At 69.4% G+C, this 21445-nt stretch carries 17 protein-coding genes, 1 tRNA gene and 2 pseudogenes; 6 read left to right on the top strand and 14 right to left on the bottom strand.

Features of this window, described 5'->3' with window-relative positions:
- Positions 1-29 precede the first annotated feature (29 nt).
- Entirely contained in the window at positions 30-1904 is a 1875-nt protein-coding gene (locus tag ACWIGU_RS09630) for a DUF4012 domain-containing protein (protein ID WP_454399138.1), read from the bottom strand.
- Entirely contained in the window at positions 1901-2299 is a 399-nt protein-coding gene (locus tag ACWIGU_RS09625; RefSeq protein ID WP_454399136.1) for an LPXTG cell wall anchor domain-containing protein, read from the bottom strand. The genes ACWIGU_RS09630 and ACWIGU_RS09625 overlap by 4 nt, the downstream gene beginning before the upstream one ends.
- 456 nt (positions 2300-2755) lie before the next feature.
- Between ACWIGU_RS09625 and ACWIGU_RS09620 the strand changes: the two genes are divergently transcribed.
- The 3 genes from ACWIGU_RS09620 to ACWIGU_RS09610 all read left to right on the top strand — a co-directional run bounded on the left by ACWIGU_RS09620 (position 2756) and on the right by ACWIGU_RS09610 (position 5950).
- Positions 2756-3013: a hypothetical protein gene (locus ACWIGU_RS09620; protein ID WP_454399134.1), complete on the top strand. Its 258-nt coding sequence runs from the start codon at positions 2756-2758 to the stop codon at positions 3011-3013.
- A gap of 119 nt (positions 3014-3132) precedes the next feature.
- The gene (locus ACWIGU_RS09615; protein WP_454399132.1) at positions 3133-4923 is read left to right on the top strand and encodes an IlvD/Edd family dehydratase; all 1791 of its coding nucleotides are present in this window, start codon (positions 3133-3135) and stop codon (positions 4921-4923) included.
- Positions 4910-5950: a C-terminal binding protein gene (locus ACWIGU_RS09610; protein WP_454399130.1), complete on the top strand. Its 1041-nt coding sequence runs from the start codon at positions 4910-4912 to the stop codon at positions 5948-5950. The genes ACWIGU_RS09615 and ACWIGU_RS09610 overlap by 14 nt, the downstream gene beginning before the upstream one ends.
- Before the next feature lie 58 nt (positions 5951-6008).
- On the opposite strand, the gene ACWIGU_RS09605 is transcribed toward ACWIGU_RS09610, so the two are convergent.
- The 4 genes from ACWIGU_RS09605 to ACWIGU_RS09590 all read right to left on the bottom strand — a co-directional run bounded on the left by ACWIGU_RS09605 (position 6009) and on the right by ACWIGU_RS09590 (position 11524).
- Positions 6009-7454: a glucose-6-phosphate dehydrogenase gene (locus ACWIGU_RS09605; RefSeq protein ID WP_454399128.1), complete on the bottom strand. Its 1446-nt coding sequence runs from the start codon at positions 7452-7454 to the stop codon at positions 6009-6011.
- Positions 7451-9280, bottom strand: coding sequence for a glycoside hydrolase family 15 protein (locus tag ACWIGU_RS09600; protein ID WP_454399126.1), 1830 nt, complete (start codon positions 9278-9280; stop codon positions 7451-7453). The genes ACWIGU_RS09605 and ACWIGU_RS09600 overlap by 4 nt, the downstream gene beginning before the upstream one ends.
- Before the next feature lie 165 nt (positions 9281-9445).
- Positions 9446-9904, bottom strand: a complete 459-nt coding sequence (locus ACWIGU_RS09595; protein WP_454399124.1) for a universal stress protein — start codon at positions 9902-9904, stop codon at positions 9446-9448.
- A gap of 510 nt (positions 9905-10414) precedes the next feature.
- On the bottom strand, positions 10415-11524 hold the full coding sequence (locus ACWIGU_RS09590; RefSeq protein ID WP_454399122.1) for a PP2C family protein-serine/threonine phosphatase: 1110 nt from the start codon (positions 11522-11524) through the stop codon (positions 10415-10417).
- 121 nt (positions 11525-11645) lie between these two features.
- Here ACWIGU_RS09590 and ACWIGU_RS09585 point away from each other — a divergent pair.
- Positions 11646-11984, top strand: a pseudogene (locus ACWIGU_RS09585) (tyrosine-type recombinase/integrase); the annotation flags it as partial.
- Between the two features lie 89 nt (positions 11985-12073).
- Here ACWIGU_RS09585 and ACWIGU_RS09580 read toward each other — a convergent pair.
- Positions 12074-12147 (bottom strand) — tRNA-Gly (locus ACWIGU_RS09580).
- Positions 12148-12673: 526 nt separating this feature from the next.
- Here ACWIGU_RS09580 and dcd point away from each other — a divergent pair.
- Both dcd and ACWIGU_RS09570 read left to right on the top strand, forming a co-directional pair.
- A complete protein-coding gene (dcd, locus tag ACWIGU_RS09575; RefSeq protein WP_100596440.1) occupies positions 12674-13249 on the top strand; it encodes a dCTP deaminase in 576 nt (191 codons plus the stop codon).
- Positions 13250-13257: 8 nt separating this feature from the next.
- Positions 13258-13767 carry a phosphoribosyltransferase gene (locus ACWIGU_RS09570; RefSeq protein WP_454399120.1) on the top strand — a complete coding sequence of 170 codons (510 nt, stop codon included), beginning with the start codon at positions 13258-13260 and terminating at the stop codon, positions 13765-13767.
- A gap of 169 nt (positions 13768-13936) precedes the next feature.
- Here ACWIGU_RS09570 and ACWIGU_RS09565 read toward each other — a convergent pair whose 3' ends face one another.
- The 7 genes and pseudogenes from ACWIGU_RS09565 to ACWIGU_RS09535 form a co-directional block, all read right to left on the bottom strand.
- A complete protein-coding gene (locus ACWIGU_RS09565; protein WP_454399118.1) occupies positions 13937-14821 on the bottom strand; it encodes a hypothetical protein in 885 nt (294 codons plus the stop codon).
- A 287-nt stretch (positions 14822-15108) separates the two neighbouring features.
- On the bottom strand, positions 15109-16725 hold the full coding sequence (locus ACWIGU_RS09560) for an MFS transporter (protein ID WP_454399116.1): 1617 nt from the start codon (positions 16723-16725) through the stop codon (positions 15109-15111).
- Positions 16726-16863: 138 nt separating this feature from the next.
- Positions 16864-17865, bottom strand: a complete 1002-nt coding sequence (locus tag ACWIGU_RS09555; protein ID WP_454399114.1) for a Yip1 family protein — start codon at positions 17863-17865, stop codon at positions 16864-16866.
- Positions 17866-17917: 52 nt separating this feature from the next.
- Positions 17918-18064 carry a hypothetical protein gene (locus ACWIGU_RS09550; protein WP_454399112.1) on the bottom strand — a complete coding sequence of 49 codons (147 nt, stop codon included), beginning with the start codon at positions 18062-18064 and terminating at the stop codon, positions 17918-17920.
- Positions 18065-18076: 12 nt separating this feature from the next.
- Positions 18077-18295 (bottom strand): annotated as a pseudogene (locus ACWIGU_RS09545) (VCBS repeat-containing protein); the annotation flags it as partial.
- A gap of 211 nt (positions 18296-18506) precedes the next feature.
- Positions 18507-19928, bottom strand: a complete 1422-nt coding sequence (locus ACWIGU_RS09540; protein WP_454399110.1) for an FG-GAP-like repeat-containing protein — start codon at positions 19926-19928, stop codon at positions 18507-18509.
- Between the two features lie 50 nt (positions 19929-19978).
- Positions 19979-21436 carry an FG-GAP-like repeat-containing protein gene (locus ACWIGU_RS09535; protein ID WP_454399108.1) on the bottom strand — a complete coding sequence of 486 codons (1458 nt, stop codon included), beginning with the start codon at positions 21434-21436 and terminating at the stop codon, positions 19979-19981.
- Positions 21437-21445: the final 9 nt, after the last annotated feature.

The following is a 21445-nucleotide window of genomic DNA, read 5'->3' as shown; positions in this document are numbered from 1 at the left end:
GCCGCGGCAGCGGCTGTTTGCGGTGGTGCTCAGGGGCGGCACGGCGCCCCGTGCTTGACCGTGGCCCGCAGCGGCGTCACGAGCGCCTGCCGGAGAATCGTCGGCGGGCCGTCGGCCTCGGGCTCGCTGAGGTGAAGCACCAGCTTGCGGCTGGACTGCCGGGGAAGCTCCAGGTAGAGGGTGTACACCGGGTGGCCGCGTTCGGCGCCCGGAATCAGCTTGACCGGGCGGCCGTCCAGGGTGGCCCGCATCAGTCGGGCCCCCTCACCGGCGTAGTAGGACACCAGCAGCCGGTTGTCGCCGGGGCGGGTTCGGTAGGCCGGGGCGTCGGGCCGCAGGGTGACGTAGTGCGGGAGGCCCGAGGCCGGGGCCCGGTTGGTGAGCGTCATGGTCGCGGTGACCGACCGGCCGTTGTCCGTGCAGGCACCCGGCGCCCATACGAGGCTTCGGTCGAGGTAGTAGTCCAGTTTGGTGCCGGCCGCGTTGTTCACCACGAGCCCGGCGAAGGGGCCGGGCTGCTGGGGGAGGACCCCTCCGAACGGCCGTGACGCCAGCTCCTGTTCCTCCGCCGCGTGCGCGCTCCACACCTGCATGCGGCCTTCTCGCTGGACCTCGTGCAGGGCGCTCATCAGCGCGGGCAGCAGGCGCGGGTCGCCGGTCGCGGTCATCAGCCGTCCGGCCACGGTGCGGGCGGCGTCGACGAAGAATGCCTTGCGCTTCCAGAAATCGCTGTATTTCGCGTAGCTCACCCGCTCGGTGAGGTCCGTGGCGTTGTCGGCGGTGATGGCGGTGCCGTCGGCCATGCGGGCCGGTCCGGTGGCGCGCAGGAGAAGGCCGAGCGCCCCGGGGTCGGTGGCGATCGCACCGTCCAGGCTCTGACCGGTCTTCGTGCGCCAGTACGAGGTCCACAGGCGTGCCGCGTTGGGGAAGTGCGGGCTCATGTTGGAGTTCACCCAGGTGCGGTCGGGCCCGTTGTTCCCGTACTGGGCCGCGAACTCGGCTCCGAGGTTCACTTTCGCGCGGACGCCGTCCATGTCGTTGTCGTTGCCGAAACGCTCGAAGGACAGGCGGCCTCGGTCGGCCCGCAGCACGGCGAAGGCTCCTGGGAGGCCACCGGTGCCCCGCGCCTCGGCCGTGTTCTGGAAGGCGAGGATGTAGCGCCGCGGCCCGTGCGCCCCCAGCATGGTGGGTCCCACACGGGCAGCGACGGCGAGGTCGTGGGCCTGCGGGACGAGACGGTCGAGCTGGTCCGACAACTGCGTACGGGCGCTGTCGACCGCCGGCAGCCAGGTGGAGCGGGGCAGGCGGTGGGTGTCGTCCCGCACCTCGGCCGCGACCCTTCCCGCGCGGGCGAACGTGGGCGCCTGGCTCTCCAGTTCCGTGAGAGCACGCGGGATGCCGCCCGCGTGAGCGCCCGCCGAGAGCCGGGGGACGGCTCGCACCAGCGGCGGCAGCGCCTCGCCGGCCAGTTCGTCCGAGGCCTGCGCGATACCGCGTACGGACTGCAGGGGGTCGCCGACGAAGGGGAGTTGGGCGGCGGTGAACCAGGCCGGTCCGGTGGTGAGGTGATGCGCGCGTGCGGCGTGCGCGGCCGCGGAACGCAGCAGCCGCTCCTGGCCGGACTCTGCCGGGGCCCCGGCTGCTGCCGCCGGGGCGGCGTCCCCCCCGACCGCGGTCGCGAGGGACTCCCGGAGTGCGTTCAAGTTCTGCTGGGCGGCGAGGAGTTCGGAGCGGGCGAGCCAGCCGGTGACTCCGATCCAGGCGGCCGCCGCCACCGGAACGGCGGCGGCGGCCAGCAGCGCGGTCCTCGCCAGAGGCCCGAGGGCGCGCAGGCGTGCCCGGCAGGCGTCCCGGGCACGCCCGGGACGCCAGGGGAACGCCATGCGCAGTGCGGACAACCTCATGAGTTGTGGCGGCGGCGCACCACCAGCAAGGTGCCTGCGCCTGCTGCGATCAGACCTGCCGCCACACTTCCGAGGACCACGTTCTTCGTGCTGTCGTCACCGGTGTTGGCGAGGTGCGGCGGGCGGTGCCCGCCGTTGCGCCCGTCCCCGTGTCCTCCGTCCCAGTCGCCCTTGTGCTCGTCCCCGTATCCTCCGTCCCAGTCGCCCTTGTGCCCGTCCCCGTGTCCCGACCCGTGCGGCTTGTGCGGCTTCGGCGGGTAGTCGTGGTGCGGGTGGTGCGGCTTCGGCGGGTAGTCGTGGTGCGGGTGGTGCGGCTTCGGCGGGTACGGGTGTGACGTCGAGTGCGGGGGATACGGGTCCTGTGCGTAGGCGGCCCCAGCGGTTGCCAGTGGCACTGCGACCAGCACGGTAGCCGTGGCGGCTGAGGCCAGAACAGAACCCCATCGCGGCGATTTCGTCATCTTCTCCACTCTCCTGGATTTGGGTAGGGCCTGGCGTCGGCCCGGGCCGATCAAGGTCTAGACAGAGGGATAGATAGGCAATTTGCAAGACAATTAACGCTTGTCCCGACATATGGCATCGGATGGGGTAGCGCAGATGCCGGTTGGCCCACATTCGACGCTGGAAGTCGGCGACGCCCCGCCCCTGCCCTGACTCGGCGCGGGGGCGTCGGCGGTATCGAGCGCAACCATGTTCAGTGCGGCGACGTTCTCCATGCCGAATAGCTGGCGCGGGACGGTGAGGCCGTCCGGGATGTCGTCAAGCGGGAGCAGGAGCAGGAGCAGGAGCAGGAGCAAAGGGCAGCCGGCGTGCTGACGGCGGGTCAGGGTCGGTCGGCCAGGGGCCCCACCGTGATCCAGGTCCCCGACTTCGGCGGCGGGTTCTGGGTCTACCAGGTCGTCGACCAGTGCACCGAGGCTTTCGCGCAGCTCAGCGCGGGGCGAAGCCGCCCGAGCATTCTCGCCATCGGCCGGTCCTTGATCCTTTTGGTCCGGGCGGCGCCCACGGTCGTGGGAAGCGCCGGCGGCGCCGGCTGTCTGTACGTCTGGGGTTCCGACGATCTACCGCGATACGAACGCATGACCGAGCCCTTCGGCGCGCAGCTGTGAAATACCGAGCGATTTCCCCTATGTCTGCGTAAATCGGTAGTAGCGGGAGGCAGTGCCGGGTACGCCGCCATCAGTTCTCCTGAGCCACGCCAGCGCGCAAGGTCTGCGAGGAGCTTCTTATGTCACCGCCGAAGGGCACCACGGGGGAGCTGCGCAGCCAGGCATGGTGGGACAACGCGGAAAATCCGGAGATGACGGCGCTCTATCTTGAACGGTTCTTGAACTACGGCCTCACGCCGGCAGAACTTCAGTCGGGGCGACCGATCATCGGCATCGCCCAGACGGGCAACGATCTGGTTCCCTGCAATCGACACCATCTCGACCTCGCCGACCGGGTCAAGGACGGGGTTCGCGATGGTGGCGGCATTCCGTTCGAGTTCCCCGTCCATCCGTTGCAGGAGACGGGGAAGCGCCCCACCGCGGCGTTGGACCGCAACCTCGCCTATCTCGGACTGGTCGAGGTGCTGTACGGATATCCACTCGACGGTGTGGTCCTGACGACAGGCTGCGACAAGACCACGCCTGCGTGCCTGACCGCGGCGGCGACCGTGAACATCCCGGCGATCGTCCTGTCCGGAGGGCCCATGCTCAACGGCTACCACAACGGGATGCGGACCGGCTCGGGGCTGGTGATCTGGCAGTCGAAGCGGCTACTCGCCAGCGGGGAGATCGACTACGACGAATACATGGCACGCGTCGCGGCCTCCGCGCCCAGCATCGGCCACTGCAACACGATGGGCACCGCTCTGTCGATGAACAGCCTGGCCGAGGCCCTGGGAATGTCCCTTCCCGGCTGCGCGGCTATCCCGGCCCCTTATCGCGAGCGGGCGCAAATGGCCTACGACACGGGCCGCCGGGCCGTGACCATCGTGCGCGAGGACCTGACCCCCCGCAAGATCATGACACGACAGGCCTTCGAGAACGCGATCGTCGTCGCATCGGCCATCGCTGCATCGACGAACGTGCCCATCCACATCAACGCCATCGCACGTCACGTCGGGGTAAATCTGTCCAACCAGGACTGGCACCGCGTCGGATCCGACATTCCGGTGCTGGTGAACCTCGCTCCCGCAGGTGAGTTCCTGGCCGAGGACTTCTACCGCGCCGGCGGTGTCCCGGCGGTCATGCGGTCGTTGCTGGCCGCGGGGCACCTGCACGGCGATGCCGTAACGATCTCGGGTCGGACCGTGGCCGAAAACCTGGATGATGCGCCGCCCGCCGACCCGGCGGTCATCCGCCCCGTCGACGACCCCGTCACCGCGCAGGGCGGCCTGCTCGTCATGACCGGGAACCTGTTCGATTCCGCGATCATGAAAACGTCGGTCATCACCGACAACTTCCGGGCCCGTGGTCTGCCGGGCCCCGACGATCCGTCGGTGTTCGTCTTTCGCGCCGTGGTCTTCGACGGGCCTGAGGACTACCACGCCCGCATCGAAGATCCCGAGTTGGGTATCGACCAGGACTGCATTCTCGTCATCCGCTACACCGGGCCGGTCGGATATCCGGGCTCGGCCGAGGTCGTGAACATGGAGCTGCCTGCCGCACTGATCCAGCGAGGCATCACCGCCCTGCCCACGATGGGCGACGGCCGGCAGAGCGGCACGTCGGACGCACCGTCCATTCTCAACGCCAGCCCCGAGGCCGCGGTCGGCGGCAACCTCGCCATCCTGCGCACGGGCGACCGGATCCGTGTCGACCTGGACAACGCGCGCGTCGACGTCCTGCTGTCGGATGAGGAGATCGCCGACCGGAAGGCTCACTACACACCTCCGCCCTTGGAGCACCAGACGCCGTGGCAAGAGATCTACCGTTCCACGGTCGGTCAATTGGACACCGGGGGCTGTCTGGAGCTTGCCGTGTCATACCAGGATCTCGTCCATACCAAGGGAATTCCCCGTGACTCGCACTGACCCCAGCGAAACAATTCTGATCGCCGACTACGACTTCGGGGACGTGGACATCGAACGCGCCATCGTCGAAGGCGCCGGACTCCATCTCCTTGCCGCGCAGTGCAAGAGCGAGGACGAGGTGATCGAAGCCGGGCGCCAGGCCGGCGGCATCCTGACCCAGTACGCGCGGGTCGGTTCCCGCACCATCGATGCGCTGACCCACTGCCGGGTGATCGCCCGCTACGGCACTGGCGTGGACATCGTCGACGTCGACGCCGCGACCCGGCATGGAATCCAGGTCACGAACGCACCGAACGACTGGTGCGCCGAAGAGGTCGCCGACCATGCCATCGCGCTCTGGCTCGCGGCCGCTCGGAAGATCTGCCATTACGACCGAGCGACCCGCCAGGGCGAATGGCACTGGCAGACCGGACAGCCCATCCGGAAGCTGAAGGGAAAGGTGCTCGGCCTGCTGTCCTTCGGCTTCATCGCACGGCTCATCGCCGAACGCGCGAGGGGATTCGGCGTCGAAGTCTGGGCTCATGACCCATTCCTCGACGAGTCCGAGATCCGAGCGCGTCAGGTCCGGCCGACGTCCTTCGACGACCTCGTGGCAGGTGCCGACTATCTGGTGATCCAATCGCCGCTCACCCCTGAGACACACCACACCTTCGATCGCGCGACACTCCGCCGGATGAAGCCGACCGCCATCCTCGTCAACACCGCACGCGGGCCCATCGTGCAGGATGCCGCGATCCACAAGGCACTGTCGGAAGGGTGGATCGCCGGTGCGGCGCTGGACGATCTCGAGGAGGAACCTTCGAAACAACGCGGCTGGCGCCCGAACAACCCCCTGCTCGAGCTGCCCAACGTGATCGTCACACCTCACGCCGCCTACTACTCCGAAGAAGCCATCAAAACGGTACGGACCATCGCCGCCGAAGAGGCCGTACGGGTGCTGACCGGGCAACCGGCGCGGTTCCCCGTCAACCAGCCGGCGGCCGCCTCCCGCCCACACGGGGACGGCCCTTCCTCGCGCGGGACCTGAAGACTGCGTGTCGGCGGCTCGATTCCCGACACGGTCGCCCGTGGCTGTCGTTCCGGCGTCACGCGTCCGACTGCCGGATGTCGGGCGGGATCGCTGGATCGTGAAGCAGGGCTTCCCGCCGCCGCAGGCCGTCCGCGTGCTGCTCCCGCGCGGGCGGCCCGTCCGAGCCGGCCGGGTACTCCTCCAGGGGCACAAGATCCTTCTCCCAGGCGGACAGTACGGGCTCCAGGAGCCGCCACGCCTCCTCGGCCTCGTCGCCTCGGATGGACAGGGCGGGGTCGCCCCGCAGGACGTCCAGCAGCAGCCGGCCGTAGGCGGGCAGGCCCGGCGGCTCCATCCGCGCGGTCAGCGCGAGCGGGGCGAGCTCGTCGGTGTGGGCGCCGATGCCCGTCAGATCCAGGGCCAGCCCCTCCGGTTCGAGGTGGAAGCGCAGCACGTTGGGCAGCGCCTCCCCGCTGTGCCCGAAGGGCAGATGCGGCACGGGGCGGAAGCGCACCGCGACCTCCTTGCGGTCCGCCCCGATCGCCTTGCCGCTGCGCAGCCGGAAGGTCGTCCCGGCCCAGCGCCAGCTGTCCAGTTCCAGTTCCACCTCGGCGTACGTCTCCGTACGGCGCTCGGGGCTCACGCCTTCCTCGTCGACGTAGGCGGGCAGGTCGTGGCCGCCGATCCGGCCGGCCAGATAGCGGGCGCGGCGGGTGCGGTGCACGACGTCGTACTCGGTCAGCAGCCGCACCGAGCGCAGCACGTCGACCTTCCGGTCGCGCAGGTCCCGCTCGCCGAGCGTGATCGGCGGTTCCATGGCCACCAGGCAGAGCAACTGCAGAAGGTGGTTCTGGAGCATGTCCTTGAGCGCGCCGACATGGTCGTAGTAGCCCGCCCTGCCCTCCAGCGCCAGCGTCTCGTCCCAGACGATCTCGACCTCGGCGATGTGGGTGCTGTTCCAGATGGGCTCCAGGACGCGGTTGGCCAGGCGGCTGCCGAGGACGTTCTGGACGGTCGTCATGGCCAGGAAGTGGTCGACGCGGAACACGGCCTGCTCCGGTACGAGGTCGGCGAGCAGCCGGTTCAGCTCCTGCGCACCGGCCAGGTCCTCCCCGAACGGCTTCTCCAGCACGATCCGGCTGCCCGCCGGCAGGCCCGCCTCGTGCAGCGCGGTGACCACGGGCGGGAAGAGCGCCGGGGGGAGGGCGAGGTAGACGGCGACGGGGCCGTCGCCCGCGACGGCCGCGGCGACCTCGGCGGGGTCGGTGACATCGGCCCGCACGTAGCGGGCCGCAGCAGTGATCGCCTGCCGGGAGGTGGCCGGACTGAAGTCGTCGTGCCGCTCGTACTGCTCGGCGATCCACTGCCGGTACTGCTCGGTGTCCCAGTCCTCCCTGCTGGCGCCGGTCCACTCCAGCCGGTCGCCGAGGTGTCCTGCCGCATGCAGGGCTGCCAGCGCGGGCAGCAGATAGCGCGCCGTGAGGTCGCCCGTCCCGCCGAAGACGGCCAGCCGGTTGATCATGTCCGTCCGCCTGCCTTCGCTCGGGCGAGGTTGACGCCACTGGCGATGACGCCGATGTGGCTGAACGCCTGCGGGAAGTTGCCCATGAACTCTCCTGTCGAGGGGTTGATCTGCTCCGACAGCAGCCCCAGCGGGCTACTGCGGGCACACAGCGAGGCGTACAGCCCTTCGGCCTCCTCGATCCGGCCCTGCCCGATCAGGTTGTCGACCAGCCAGAAACTGCACAGCACGAAGGCGCCCTCGTCTCCGGCCAGGCCGTCGGGGGACTCCTCGTGCAGATAGCGGTAGAGCAGGCCGTCGCCCGCCGACAGCCGCTCGGCGACGGCCTTGGTGGTCGCCACCATCCGCGGGTGATCGGCCGGCACCACATGGCGCAGCGGGAGCGCGAGCAGGCTCGCGTCCAGCAGGCCGCCCCCGTCGAGGTGGGCGCTGAGGGTCTGCGTCTTCTCGTCCCAGGACTGCTCCAGGACGAGCCGGCGCAACTCGTCGGCCGAGGCCCGCCATTGGGCGACCCGCCCGGACAGCCCGAGCCGCTCACCGATCTGCGCGGCCCGGTCCAGGGCGACCTGGCACATCCCGGCGGAGTACGTGAACACCCGGCCCTCGCTGCGCACTTCCCAGATGCCCTGGTCCGGCTGCCGCCAGGCTTGTTCCGCGGTGTCGGCGAGCCCGGCCAGGCCGGCCCACAGCCCGGGCTGGATCTCACCGCCGGAACGCAGCCACTGGTGGGCGCAGTCCAGGATCTCGCCGTAGACGTCGTGCTGGCGCTGGTCGGCGGCGCCGTTGCCCCAGCGCACCGGGGCGGAGCGCTGGTAGCCCTCCAGCTCGCCGTCCTCGACCTCGTCCGGTACGAGCCCGCCCCGCAGCCCGTACATGATCCGCGGCCGCCCGCTGTATTCGAAGGCGTCGAGGACCCAGCCGAGGAAGGCGTCGGCCTCGCCGCGGAAGCCGATGCGGCGCAGGGCGAACACCGCGTACGCCGCGTCGCGGATCCAGGCGTAGCGGTAGTCCCAGTTGCGGATGCCGCCGATGGGCGCGGGCAGGGAGGAGGTGGGTGCCGCGACCAGCGAGCCGTTGGCCCAGTCGTCGCACAGCTTCAAGGTGATCGCGGCCCGCCTGACGAGGGGTTCCTCGGGGCCGCCGTAGTCGAAGTGCCGCATCCAGCGCCGCCACGCGTCGGCCGTCGTCTGCAGCATCGTGTCGGTGTCGAAGCGGTGGTGGCGGTGGAAGCGGCCCCAGGACAGCACGAGATCGAGGCGATCGCCCTGCCGCAGGTCGTGGGTGCTGTGCAGGCCGGTCAGGGGCCGGTTGGACCGCAGGTGGAGCCGCAGGTCCGGCCGCTGGGAGGGGCGCACTTCCAGTCCGCTGAACAGAGCGCGCACCTGTGCGCCGCCGCGGGGCTCCAGTTCCGCGCGCAGGCGGACGCTTCCGTCCAACACAACCGCCGAGCGCACGAGTTCGGACCGGTCGGCCGGTGCGTCGTCGGTGAGGTCGGCGCCGGAGCGCAGGACCAGCGCATCGGTGATGCGCACCAGACCGGTGCGGCTGCGCAACTCGGTCGTCAGGACGCCGGTGTCCGGTTCGTAGTGCTGCCGCGCCTCCACCAGGTCCTCCGGCGCGAGGGTGAACCGGCCGCCTCGCGCATGGTCGAGCAGGCCGCAGAAGAGCGGCTCGGCATCGAACCGGGGCAGGCACATCCACGGGATGGAACCGTCCAGGCCCACCAGGGCGGTGGTCGTTCCGTCCCCGATGAGGCCGAGATCCTCCAGCGGCAGATAGCCGTCGCGGCTTCGGACCGACCGGAACGGCGGATCGGAATCGTGCATGCCGCCTCCCTTCCGCAACAAGAGGTTCCTGTCGGAGAGCTCGGGAGCTCGTTTCCTGTCATCGGGGCCATTCAAAGGTCGTCGGATTCGGCGGGTCGAGGAAACCCGTTCGCCGGCCCGGACAGTGGGTTTCCCCCTGAGAGCAACCTTCCAAGGCCGCCGAGCTCACTCACCGGCACCGCGCATCACGAGGACCGGACAGGCGGCGTGCTGGGTGCAGCGCTGGGCCACCGACCCCAGGAGCAGCCCCGAAAAGTCCCCGAGGCCCCGACTGCCCACCACAAGCACGGCCGCGTCCTGGGAGGCGTCGATGAGCACACTTGCGGCCGTGCCGTAGCGCACCTCGGTCTGCACCTCGACCGTCGGCGAGGATCCCAGGGCTTCCTCAACCGCTTGCTCCAGTTCCGTGCGTGTCCGGCTTTCGATGGCCCCTTGATCCGTGCTCGACGCGGGCAGCCAGGCGCGTGCGCCGTAGAAGTGCGGGATGTTCCAGGCGGCCACCGCCACCACCACCCCACCGGTAAGCTCCGCCTGACGCGCGGCCCATCGAAGCGCCTGCTTCGATGGCTCCGAACCATCCACGCCGACCACGATGCGACCCGTGTCCTCCTGCTGATCAGCCATGGTTCCTTCTCGACTCGACAGTGAACGAACCGCGAGGGCCCGCCGTCCGGCGCCACTGGACCTGGACTCCAGGCTCATGCCATCAGCACCACATGCGCAGTCCGACAGGTCCAGATGGGGGAGGGCCGGTGCTCTGCGGCAATACGGGAATGCAGACCGAGCCTGTACGGCCCGTGCCGCGCCTGAACCCCCACCCAGTCACTACGAATACCTTCGACCGCTCCGGCCCGTCGATCTGTGCAGGTAGCAGCCGGCAGGGCTTCTGTTCTCGCTTTCTCGGTCGGGGCGGATCATGATGCAGCTGCTCGGCGCCAGGATTCGAACCTGGGACGGCTGAGCCGGCAGGTCTACAGACACCCGGCCTGCCTGCCTGCCACCAGCGGAAACGCCGTCGCAGAACATCGCTGTCCCTGGTCTGCCCCGAGCGCCGTGGCGCCCCGCCACTCGTATCCAAGCGCTTCACTGTTGTCGGCGGGGTGCAAACGGGCAGGCGAACGTAGCGGGCTGGATTCACAGGCGCAAGATGACCAGGGCGGTGTCGTCGGTGGCGTCGCCTGATGGAAGCAGGTCGTTGAGCACGGCGTCGGCGAGGGCTTCGGGGTCGTCTGCCTGGTGGCGCGCCAGGGAGACGGCGAGCCGGGCGAGGCCGGTGTCGATGTCTTCGCCGCGGCGTTCGATCAGGCCGTCGGTGTAGAGCGCGAGAATCGCGCCCTCGCGGAAGGCTGTGACAGCCTGGATCCGGGAGGCATGCTGAGGGCGGGCGGCCAGTGGCGGGTCGGTGGCCTGGTTGAGGAACTCGACGGTCTTGTCCCTCTGCAGGAGCGCGGGTGGTGGGTGGCCGGCGCTGCTGTAGGTGATGGTGCGGCTCTTCCAGTCGATGAATGCCGTGGCCACGGTGGTGTTCTCGGCGCCGTCGACGGTGCGGGCGTACAGCCCGAGGACTTCCAGGGCGCGGGCGGGTCCTTCGGCGACGAGGGAGGCGGCGCTGAGGGCGCTGCGCAGTTGTCCCATGACGCCGGCCGCGGGCAGGCCGTGGCCGACGACGTCGCCGACCGCGACGGCGATGCGGTCGCCGGGCAGGTCGACCAGGTCGTACCAGTCGCCGGCCACATTCAGTGCTTCGGCGGCGGGCCGGTAGCGTACGGCCGCCTGATGCCGGCCGACCCGGCGCAAAGCGGGCAGCATGGATTCCTGCAAGGCCAGCGCCACTTCACGGGCGCGGATGAGTTCGGTGACTTCCTCCGCCCGGTGCAGCAGCAGCGCCACCCGTCCATCCGGTCCGAACACAGGAATGTTGGTCAGGTTGAAGTACCGCTCGAGCCACACTCCGGGCTGATCGGGGTCCTCCCTGTCGTAGCGTTGCAACGCTACGATGCTGCGCTCACCGGTGTCGGCCGCCTGGCGCAGTGACGCCAGAACTCTGAGCAGGAGAGGCTCGGCGGGGGCTTTTTCGGGGTGGTCATCAGACACGAAGTGACCGATCACTTGTTCGCTTGGAAGGCCCCGCAGGCGCAAGAACTCCGCGTTGGCGTCCGCGTAGATCAGGTGCGGGGTCACTAGCGCCACCGCCCCGGGAAGGGCCTGGAACACCGCCGCGTAGTCGATCGCCGGTACCTTCATGACTGCCCTGCCTTGCTCGCAGCTCTGTCTCTTTTCACGATACGAGCGGGGAGTCGCAGCTCGCCTCATGATGTTGTAGGCCCGAGGGCGGCTACACACGAACGGTGATCGATTGGCGTGCCCGGACGGGTTGTTCTTCGTCGGCGAGCGCGGCGGAGCCTTCCGGCGCACCACGTTCGGGCGCGTCCGGCGTCGGGTCCGTGTCACAGCTGGGCTGCCGGAAGGTTTCCGGTTCTACGACCTCCGCCACACCGGTCACACTCTGTCGACGCGCTCGGGCGCCACGCTCAAGGACACGATGGTCCGAGCGGGACAGTCCTCGGAGAAGGCGGCGCTGATCTATCAGCACTCCGATCATGAGCGTCAGCATGAGGTCGCCGACGGGCTCGACGAGATGGTGCGCGCTCAGCGTGCGAAGCACCACAAGGACGAGCCGCCCGACAGCGCCCGACAGCCCTAATGGTGCGGATGTGGTGCGCGGGTGCTGAAGACAGCTAAATAGGTCCGGACAACAAACAAGGCCCAGGTCTCTGACCTGGGCCTCAACTATGGAGCGGGTGACGAGAATCGAACTCGCACTCTCAGCTTGGGAAGCTGATGTTCTACCACTAAACTACACCCGCGTAAGACGCCGGGTTGAGCCGGAGTCGTAACGTCGCACACTCTACAACACCTCGGGCCCCCGGTGCTTTCGCCGTGGGGTCCGGATGCGTTGTGCGTGCCGGAAGTGACTGCGGGTGAAGGGAGTTGGGGCGTACGGTGGGGCCGGCTTCGAGGGTCCTTCCGTGTGCGGAGTGCCGCCTGGAGTGGCGTCCCTTTCATCCCGTAATGTGACCCATCGTTGTCAGCCAGAAATGGCGTAGTGGTTCGTGGGGAAGGGACTCTGGGACTCGATGGAGCGCACATTCGTCCGTTGTGCCGAGGGGCACGTGTTCAGCACCGCTTCGTTCCCGATGCAGCAGGCCGACCGGCTCGGACCCGGCCGGCTGATCCGATGTCCGCGGTGTGCGCGGCTGAGGAACGCGGTTCCTGTGGAGTTCGAGAAGCGGTAGCCGGCGCACAGCCGGAGAGCAGGCGCGCGGGTGCGCCACAGTCGCGGTGCAATGGCCGGATTGTGGCGGGCCCGCGCGCTCTGCGTATCCTCGCTACGTGCTTCTCTCAGACAAGGACATCCGGGCCGAGATCGACGCCGGGCGGGTCCGCATCGATCCGTACGACGAATCCATGGTGCAGCCCTCGAGCATCGACGTGCGGCTCGACCGCTACTTCCGGGTGTTCGAGAACCACCGCTACCCGCACATCGACCCCGCGGTGGAGCAGGCCGACCTGACGCGGCTCGTGGAGCCGGAGGGCGACGAGCCCTTCATCCTCCACCCCGGCGAGTTCGTGCTCGCCTCCACGTACGAGGTCATCTCGCTGCCGGACGATCTCGCCTCGCGCCTGGAGGGCAAGAGCTCCCTCGGCCGGCTCGGGCTCGTCACGCACTCCACCGCCGGCTTCATCGACCCCGGGTTCTCCGGGCACGTCACGCTGGAGCTGTCGAACCTCGCGACGCTGCCGATCAAGCTGTGGCCGGGCATGAAGATCGGGCAGCTGTGCATGTTCCGGCTGAGCTCGCCCGCCGAGTTCCCCTACGGCAACGAGCGCTACGGGTCCCGCTACCAGGGCCAGCGCGGCCCCACGGCCTCCCGTTCCTTCCTCAATTTCCATCGGACACAGGTGTGAGCAGCAGCATGAGTGACGTACGCGAGAACCTTACGTACGACAAGTTCGGCACTGCCGTGCGCGAGCTGGCGCAGACGATCGCCGACGACGGTTACGAGCCGGACATAGTGCTGTCCATCGCGCGCGGTGGCGTCTTCGTGGCCGGCGGGCTCGCGTACGCCCTCGACTGCAAGAACATCCACCTCGTGAACGTCGAGTTCTACACGGGTGTGGGAACGACGCTCGACATGCCCGTCATGCTGGCGCCCGTGCCCAACGCGATCGACTTCTCGGACAAGAAGGTGCTCATCACCGATGACGTCGCCGACACCGGGAAGACCCTGAAGCTGGTCCACGACTTCTGCCTCGACACCGTGGCCGAGGTGCGCTCCGCCGTGATCTACGAGAAGTCGCAGTCGCTCGTGAAGTGCGAGTACGTGTGGAAGCGCACGGACGAGTGGATCAACTTCCCGTGGAGTGTCCTGCCTCCGGTACACAAGTCGGGAGAGGCGCCCAAGGAGAACAAGGAAGCGCTCTGATCTGCGCTTCAAGGTCTTCGTCGCGCGCTGTCGACGCGAAGGGGCCCCTCGACAGGCATCGAGGGGCCCCTGCGTCATCCCGGGGCCGGTTCACCGCTCCGGTCGATCGGGGCTGTCGGCTCCCGCTGCTGTCACCAGCGATGTCAGCTGATCTCGCAGCCGCCTGGGCTCAGCTCTTGGAAAGCGTGACCTCTGACTCCTGCTGTCCGGTGTCGGCAGTCACCGGGTAGTCCCGGTCATCCGCCTTGGCCCTGCTGCGCATCGTTGCGGTGCCGGGCTCGAACGAGACGCCGGGGTCCTGGCTGGTCAGCTCGACGGACCAGGGGACGGGTGCGCCCGGGGTGCACGCCACGGCCGTCTCGTAGGACGCGCCTGGCGTCCCCTTCTTCAGGATTTGGAAGACCTGGCCGGTGAGCGAGACGCTCGCAGGCTTGTTGCACGTCACGGTGCCGCCGACGGTGATCTGACCGTTCTTGACGTTCACCGTGCCCGTGGGGTCGGCGTTCATCGTCATTGCGAGTTCGGCCGGCGGGTCGGGCATGACCGCGTGAACCGCACCGTGCAGAGGCACTGTCGACCCGTTGCAGTACTGCTCGAAGGTGGCATCGAGTGCGCGGACGTAGCCGTAGGGGCCGAAAGCGATGTGCTCGATGGTGAAGGAGCCGGAGTTGGTGTTACACCCTTTTTCGGTCCCGTTGTCGATCCCGGCGAACTCCAGTTGCGGATCCCCCGGCTGGACGTAGGGCCATTTCTTCGCCCCGGTGTACGTGGTGCCCTCAGTCAGCTTCTGACCATCTGGGGCGGCGACGATGAGACGCCAGAGCGTGCCTTGGTCCGAATCGATCGCGACGGTGAGGCTGTTGTCGTCCCTGCTGCCCTGGACGTCGAACATCTGGACCGCTCCAGCCGTGTACTCATACGACTGACCGCCTGAAATGTGCTCACCCGGATCGCCGCTGAAGCTCAGCGTTCCCGATGTCGCGCTGTAGGCCTGCGCGGTGCCCGCCAAGGGCGCAGCCGTGAGCGCAACTGTCACCGCCGCGACAACGCCCACCGTCCGGGCCAGTATGCGTCTCGGCATGGTGCTTCTCGTCAACGTTCCCCCCAAGGGAGTGTTTCGGGCCTGCGTGGCCAGTCAGGTGCATGACATAGCACCATTCGGGCCGAGTCGGATGAAGCTCGATCTTTGGGGGCTGTCAAAGCCCCCGCTATAGAAGCGCAAGATCCCTAGCCGGCGTCACAGTGGCCTCCGAAGTCCCGTTGGCCACAAGCTCCCAACGCACCCGGGCCGGGTAAGTTCCGGACGCTTGAGCAAGCGGCACGGCATACGGCGCGCGTGGGCTAGGGCGTCGCCGAGCGGGGCTGGGTCGTCGGGATCCGTGAGGTGAAGAACATCGCGAGCAGCGAGGTGAGGGCGAGGACGGCGAGTGCGGCGCGGAGCCCGTCGAGCCGTGCTTCGTTGTTCGCGTCGAGCGCCGCCTGGGTGACCTCCGTGCTCGTGCCGGCTTCGTCGAGCGCGGTCTTGAGCTGAGCGTCCGAGAGGAAGGGCGCGCCGCTCTGGAGCTCGACGGAGGCCCGGCTCTTGACATCGGCCGGGACCGCCGGATTCTGCTCGATGGCGGTGACGAACGAGGTCGTGAGCGCGGCGATGAGGATCGACCCGGCGAGTGCCGTACCGAGCGAAGCGCCCAGGTTGGTGACGGCGTTCTGGACTCCGCCGACCTCCGCGCTCTGTGCCTCCGGCACCGCGGACACGGTGACCGACCCGAGCTGGGACGCCAGCGCGCCCATCCCGAGCCCGATCAGCAGGAGGGGGAGGGTGACGATCTCCGCGCCGGCTCCCACGTCGAGCGCGGCCATCAGGGCCACCGCGCCGGCGAGCAGCGCGAGGATCCCGAGCCGCACCACCCGGCGCGGTGAGACATCCGGGAGGAAGCGCGGGATCAGGATCGCGGCCGCCAGCAGCGTCAGCGAGAGCGGCAGGATGCGGGCACCGGTCTTGAGCGCGGACAGGCCCAGGGCGACCGACAGATACAGCGGGACGACGAAGAACACACCCATCTGCACGAGGTACTGGAAGAAGAACATCGTCAGGCCGCCGGTGAGCTGCTTGTTCTGCAGCAGGGCCGGGTCGATGAGCGGCTCCTTGCGCTGCTCCACCAGGCGGGCCTCCCAGCGGAGGAAGAGCCAGATCAGCAGCAGACCGGCCAGCGCCAGCCAGACGACCGGCGAAATACCGAGCCACGAAGGCGCGCCTGGTTTGGGCCGGAGCCAGCCCCATTCGTCCGAGCGGAGGACTCCGTAGACGAAGATCCCGAGGCCGAGGGCGGAGAGCACGCAGCCGGGGAGATCGATGCGGGAGCGTTCGCCGACCGGCGCGTCGGCGATGCGGCGGGCGAGCACGAGGATGCCGAGCACCACCACGACCTCACCGGCGAACACCCAGCGCCAGGAGAAGTACGTCGTCGCGACACCTCCGACGAGCGGCCCTACCGCGATCGCCACGGCCCCTGCGGCCGCGACGAGACCATAGGCGGCGGGACGGCGTTCCGTGACGAAGTTGCCCGCCACGAGCGCCACGATCGCGGGCATGATGAGAGCGGCCCCGACCCCCTCGAGGAGCGCCCAGCCGAGCAGCAGTACGGGGAGGTTGGGTGCGAGCGCCGTGGTCAGGGAGCCGCAGCCGTAGATGACGCAGCCGGTCATGAACGCGCGTCTGCGGCCGATCAGCGCGCCGGCCTTGCCGCCCGGGATCATGAACATCGCCATCACGAGGGTGTACGCCGTGATGGCGCCCTGGATCCCCGTCACGGTCGTGCCCACGTCCTCGGCCACGGTGGCGATCGAGACGTTCATGACCGAGCTGTCGAGAGCCATCAGGAACTGACCTGCCGCGAGTGTCAGCAGGACGAGTCGCGCCGTCGTCGAACTCCCAGCAGTGCCTGCCGCAGGTGCCATGGGCGCATGGTGGCAGCTGTCCCGGAGGCCGGTGCTCCGACCCGCCACCGGCGTCACCCGTTGGCGGCGACGGGGTGGCGGCGAACGCGAGTGGGGCCCGGCACCGTGTGTGCCGGGCCCCACTCAGGTGTCAGGTCTCTAGAACGTGCCCAGCTTGATGATCGACAGGAGCGCGATCAGCTGGATCGCGGAGGCGGCCAGCGCCTTCGGCCACGGGAGGTCGTGCGACCTGCCGACCATGAGCGTCAGCAGGAAGCCCGCGAGCGCCCACGTCGCCCAGCCGATGATCTGCACGAACGGGGCGTCGCCGCCGAGGAACATCGCGAAGAGCAGGCGCGGGGCGTCCGTGATCGCGGTGATCAGCATCGCGAGGCCGACCGTGGGCTGCCACGCTCCGTCACCGCCGAGCTGGCGGGCCAGCGTGTGCGTGACCACGCCGAGCACGAAGAAGCTGACGGTGATCGCCACGCCGGTCGTGAGGACGTACGGGACCGCCGCCGAGAGCGTGGCATTGATCACGTCCTCGCGGGCCGAGTCGAAGCCGAAGATCGCGAGCAGCCCGTAGAGGAACGTCACGATGAGGGCGGGGCCCCACATCGCGTAGTCCCGCATCTGGAGGTACGTCTGGCCGGGGCGCAGGACGACCCCGGACAGCAGCTGCTTCCAGTGCAGCCGGGGACCGACGGGCGCGGCCGGGGCCGAACCCGCCCGGTACGTGTCGCCCTGGGTGTACGGGTCCTCACCCACGGAGAACGCCTGGGTGTGCCCCGGGTTGTTCGCCGCGTACGGGTCGTAGCCCTGGCCCTGCTGACCGTGCCCCTGCGGGCCGTTCGGGTCGCCGAAGTACTCCGGCTCGCCGTGGCCTCCGGACCGGGGCCGCTGCTGCTGACCGTACGGCTGCTGCGGTTGCCGGCCGCCGTACTGGTGCTGCCGCGGTTGCCCGTTCGGGGGCGCGGGAGGGTAGCCGTACGGGGCCTGCCCCCGGGGGGCACCCTGTCCGTACGGTCGCGATTGCGAGGCGCGGTTGTCCCGGCCGCGTCCGATCCTGAATCCAGCCACGTCATCGAACGTACCTGGTCCCGGGGAGCGAGGTGCCGGGCCCGGTGGATCGGGCCCGGCTTTGCTGCCGAGCTGTGACATCCCCTAAGGGAGATTTCAGGGTGTTCCCCGGGGGCCGGGGTGGGGTGGGGCGTCAGTCCGTGAAGTTGGCGCCCAGGGCCGGGGTGCCCGACGCGGAGATGCCGAGCGTGGACGTGTAGATGCCGGAGGACGCCGCGAGGGTGCCGTCCGCCTTGACCTTCACCGGGTAGACGGCACCATTGCCGCCGTTCTCGCCCAAGGCGCCGACGTACACCTCGTCGCGGCCGTCGCCGTTCAGGTCGTCGAGGTGGACGTCCCAGCCGAACTGGTCGTTCTTCTCATTGGAGTTGGGGACGAACGCGTTGTTCTGTTCCAGGAACAGGGCGCCCTTGGTGGTGATCCCGGAGCCGTCCGTCGCTCCGTACAGGACCGTTGCCGCTCCGGTGTCCGCGCCGCCCGTCAGGTCCTCGCCGGGGGAGCCGATGACCAGGTCGAGGTGGCCGTCCCCGTCGAAGTCACCGGCTTCAAGGATGCCGCCATAACCGTCGTGGGAGTCGGGCCGGGCGGTCAGGACGGGCCCGACTGCCTAGAACTCGCCACGCACGAAGGCGCCGCCCTCCTGAGGGAGAGCGACGCCCCGGGTGACGTGCTCAGGACCCGGCCGGAGGCGCTGGCGGGGCTGATACGTCGGGTGCGGCAGATCAGCCGGTGAGGACACTTCCGAAGTCCCCGCCCGTGGAGGACAGGCCCACGGAGCCGGGGCCGTAGCTCACCACGCCGCTCGTACCGGCACCCGCCGATGGGCCGCGCAGGTACCAGAGCGCGCCCGCGCCGGCGTTCTCGTTCTGGGCGCCGATGAACAGGTCGGCGCGGTTGTCGGCGTTGACGTCGGTGAGTTGGACGGCCCAGCCGAAGCGGTCGACGTCCTCGTTCGCGCCCGGGATTCCGGCGGAGTCCTGATGGAAGTTCTGTACCCCGGACGTGGCCAGGCCGGTCGGGGTACCCCTGAGGACGAAGACCTGGCCGGTGGTGGTGGCACTGCCGATGGACTCGTCCGAGGATCCGATCGCGACGTCGGCGAGTCCGTCGCCGGTGATATCGCCCACGGAGACGGCGCTGCCGAACGCGTCCTCGTACTCGTCGGGTCCGGGGATACCGGAAGTGCTCTGGTTGATGACCTGGTTCGGCTCCGCGGAGATGCCGTCGACGCCGCCGCGGAAGACGTTCACGCTTCCGCCGCCACTGGCCCAGCCGTTCAGGTCGTAGGGGTTTCCGAAGACGAAGTCGTCGTAGCCGTCGCCCGTGATGTCGCCGATGGCGAGGTGTTGCCGGTTGGTGCTGTCGCCGTCGTCCAGGGATGCGGCGAGCGTGAGGCCGTCGGGCCCGCTCTCGTAGACGAGGCTGGACCACATTCCGCCGACGGCCAGGTCCGAGGTGCCGTCGCCGTTCAGGTCGCCGGACGCGAGTTGGTAGACGCCGTGACCGTTCCCGTCCACGGTGGTGGCGAGGGAGAGCTTGCCGCCGTTGCCGCCCGCCTTCGTCATCCCGCCCTTGTAGATCCACACGGCGGTGCCGGTGCTGCCGATGGCCAGGTCGGTCCTGCCGTCGCCGTTGAAGTCGCCCGCCGCGAGCGACTGCCCGAAGTCGTCGTGCTTGGTGGGTGCGGGGTCCGGGACGGTCGTGCCGCCGGACAGGCCCGAGGCGCTGCCCCAGAGGAGGGTGACGGTGCCGCCGTCCGTGTCGTCTCCCACGTCCTCGCCCGGAGTGCCCACTGCGAGGTCCGCGTAGCCGTCCCCGTTGAAGTCACCCGTGGCGGTGGCCGAGGCGAACACGTCGTTCTTCTCAGCGGATCCGGGGACACCGGAGGAGTTCTGGCTGATGACTTTCCGGTGGTCGGCGGTGATGCCGGAGGCGGATCCGTACAGCGTGACGACGGTGCCGGCGCGGCCGGCGCCGCCGACCGAGGCAGCCGGGGCCGAGACGGCGAGGTCCCGGTACCCGTCCCCGTTGAAGTCCCCCTGAAGTCCGGAGGGCGTGGCGGAAGCGGGGGCGGACGGCAGGGTCAGCGGGGTGAGGCCCGCCGCGACGAGGGCCGCGAGGGCCGTGGTGGTGCGTAGGCGCATGGGAGTCCTTGGGGGGAGAGGAGAGAAGAGAGCCTCTGGTGTCACCGGTATCAAGGGGCCTGCACGGCCGACCAGTTGGTGTCGCTGGTCGTGGGCAGGCCCACCGTTCCCGCCATCACGCTGTACGAGCTGCCGAGGCTCACACCGGTGGACGTGCCCTTGAACACCCAGATGCCGCCCGTGGAGCGCGTGGCACCGGGGGCGAGCTCACCGGGTGCGCCGACCACGAGGTCCGCGCGGCCGTCCTTGGTGAGGTCGGCGAAGCGCACGGTCGTGCCGAAGGCGTCCCCGTGCTCAGCTGTACCGGGTACGCCCGTCGAGTTCTGCGTGATGGCGTAGGAGCCCGCGCCGGTCGGTCCGTCAGGACCGCCGGGGACGATCACGACCTCGCCGGCCTGCCTGACCGACCCGAGTGTCTCGCCGGGGGCGCCGACGGCGATGTCACCGAAGCCGTCGTGGTTGAGGTCGGCGACGGTCACGTCCGTCCCGAACGTGTCGTGGGATTCGGAGGAGCCGGGTACGCCGGGCGTGGACTGGTTGATGAGGAGCGGCTGCGCCGCGGGGTCGACGCCCTGCGCGCTTCCCGGCCAGATCGCGATCTGGCCGCCGTCGTGGCCGGTTCCCTCCTGCGGCGTTCCGTCGACGGTCATGTCACCGGGGTCGCCGAGGACGAGATCGCCGTACCCGTCACCGTTGACGTCTCCGACGGTGGCGTTGCTCGCGTCGGTGGACAGGGGCGGGGGGTTGGAGCTGGACACCCGGTTGATGTAGACGGCGCCCATTGGGTGGTCGCTCAGGGGGACCGAGACCTCGATCTGGTCGGAATGGTTGTCGGAGAGCCGGCCGGTCACGATCTTCTCGGTCGAGGGGCCCTGGATGCGTTCGGACCTGCTGTAGGCCTTGCCGGTACGGGTGATGGGGCCCTGCAGTGTCCAGACCGAGCAGCCACCGGCGATGTGCATCCACGGGCGCGGGGCCGGCGATGCGGGGACGGCGGCGAGGTCGACGCCGAACGCGCAGCCGGAAGGGTCTCCGGCGCCGTACGTGAGGGGCAGGACGGTGCCGGAGCCCAGCCCCTGCGCGCTGCCCCAGACGACGGTGACGGAGCCCTTGTTGAACGCGCCGTCGGTGTCCTCGTCCGGCGTGCCGACCACCAGGTCGGCGTAGCCGTCGAGGTCGAGGTCGGCGGAGGCCACGGATCCGCCGAAGTGGTCGGCGGTCTCGGGCGAACCGGGAATCCCGGTGCTCGCCTGAGTGATCAGCTTGCGCTTCGCGGCGGAGGGTCCTGACGCGGTGCCGTACAGCACGACGACGGCCCCGGCCGCTTCGTGGCCGGACACGGTCGCTTGCGGTGCGGCGACCGCGATGTCCCGGTATCCGTCCCCGTTGAAGTCATCGGCGTACTTGGCCGGCGACGTGGTGGTGGCGCCGGCGGAGGTGGGGAGCGCCATGGGGGTGAGGGCCGCCGCGGCGAGGGCGGCCAGGGCGGCGGTGGTTCGGATGCGCATGAGTTCTCC

The sequence above is a fragment of the Streptomyces sp. NPDC055400 genome (assembly GCF_053644375.1).
Note: the sequence above shows the minus strand (reverse complement) of the source record. Positions and strands in the feature narration are given on the sequence as shown.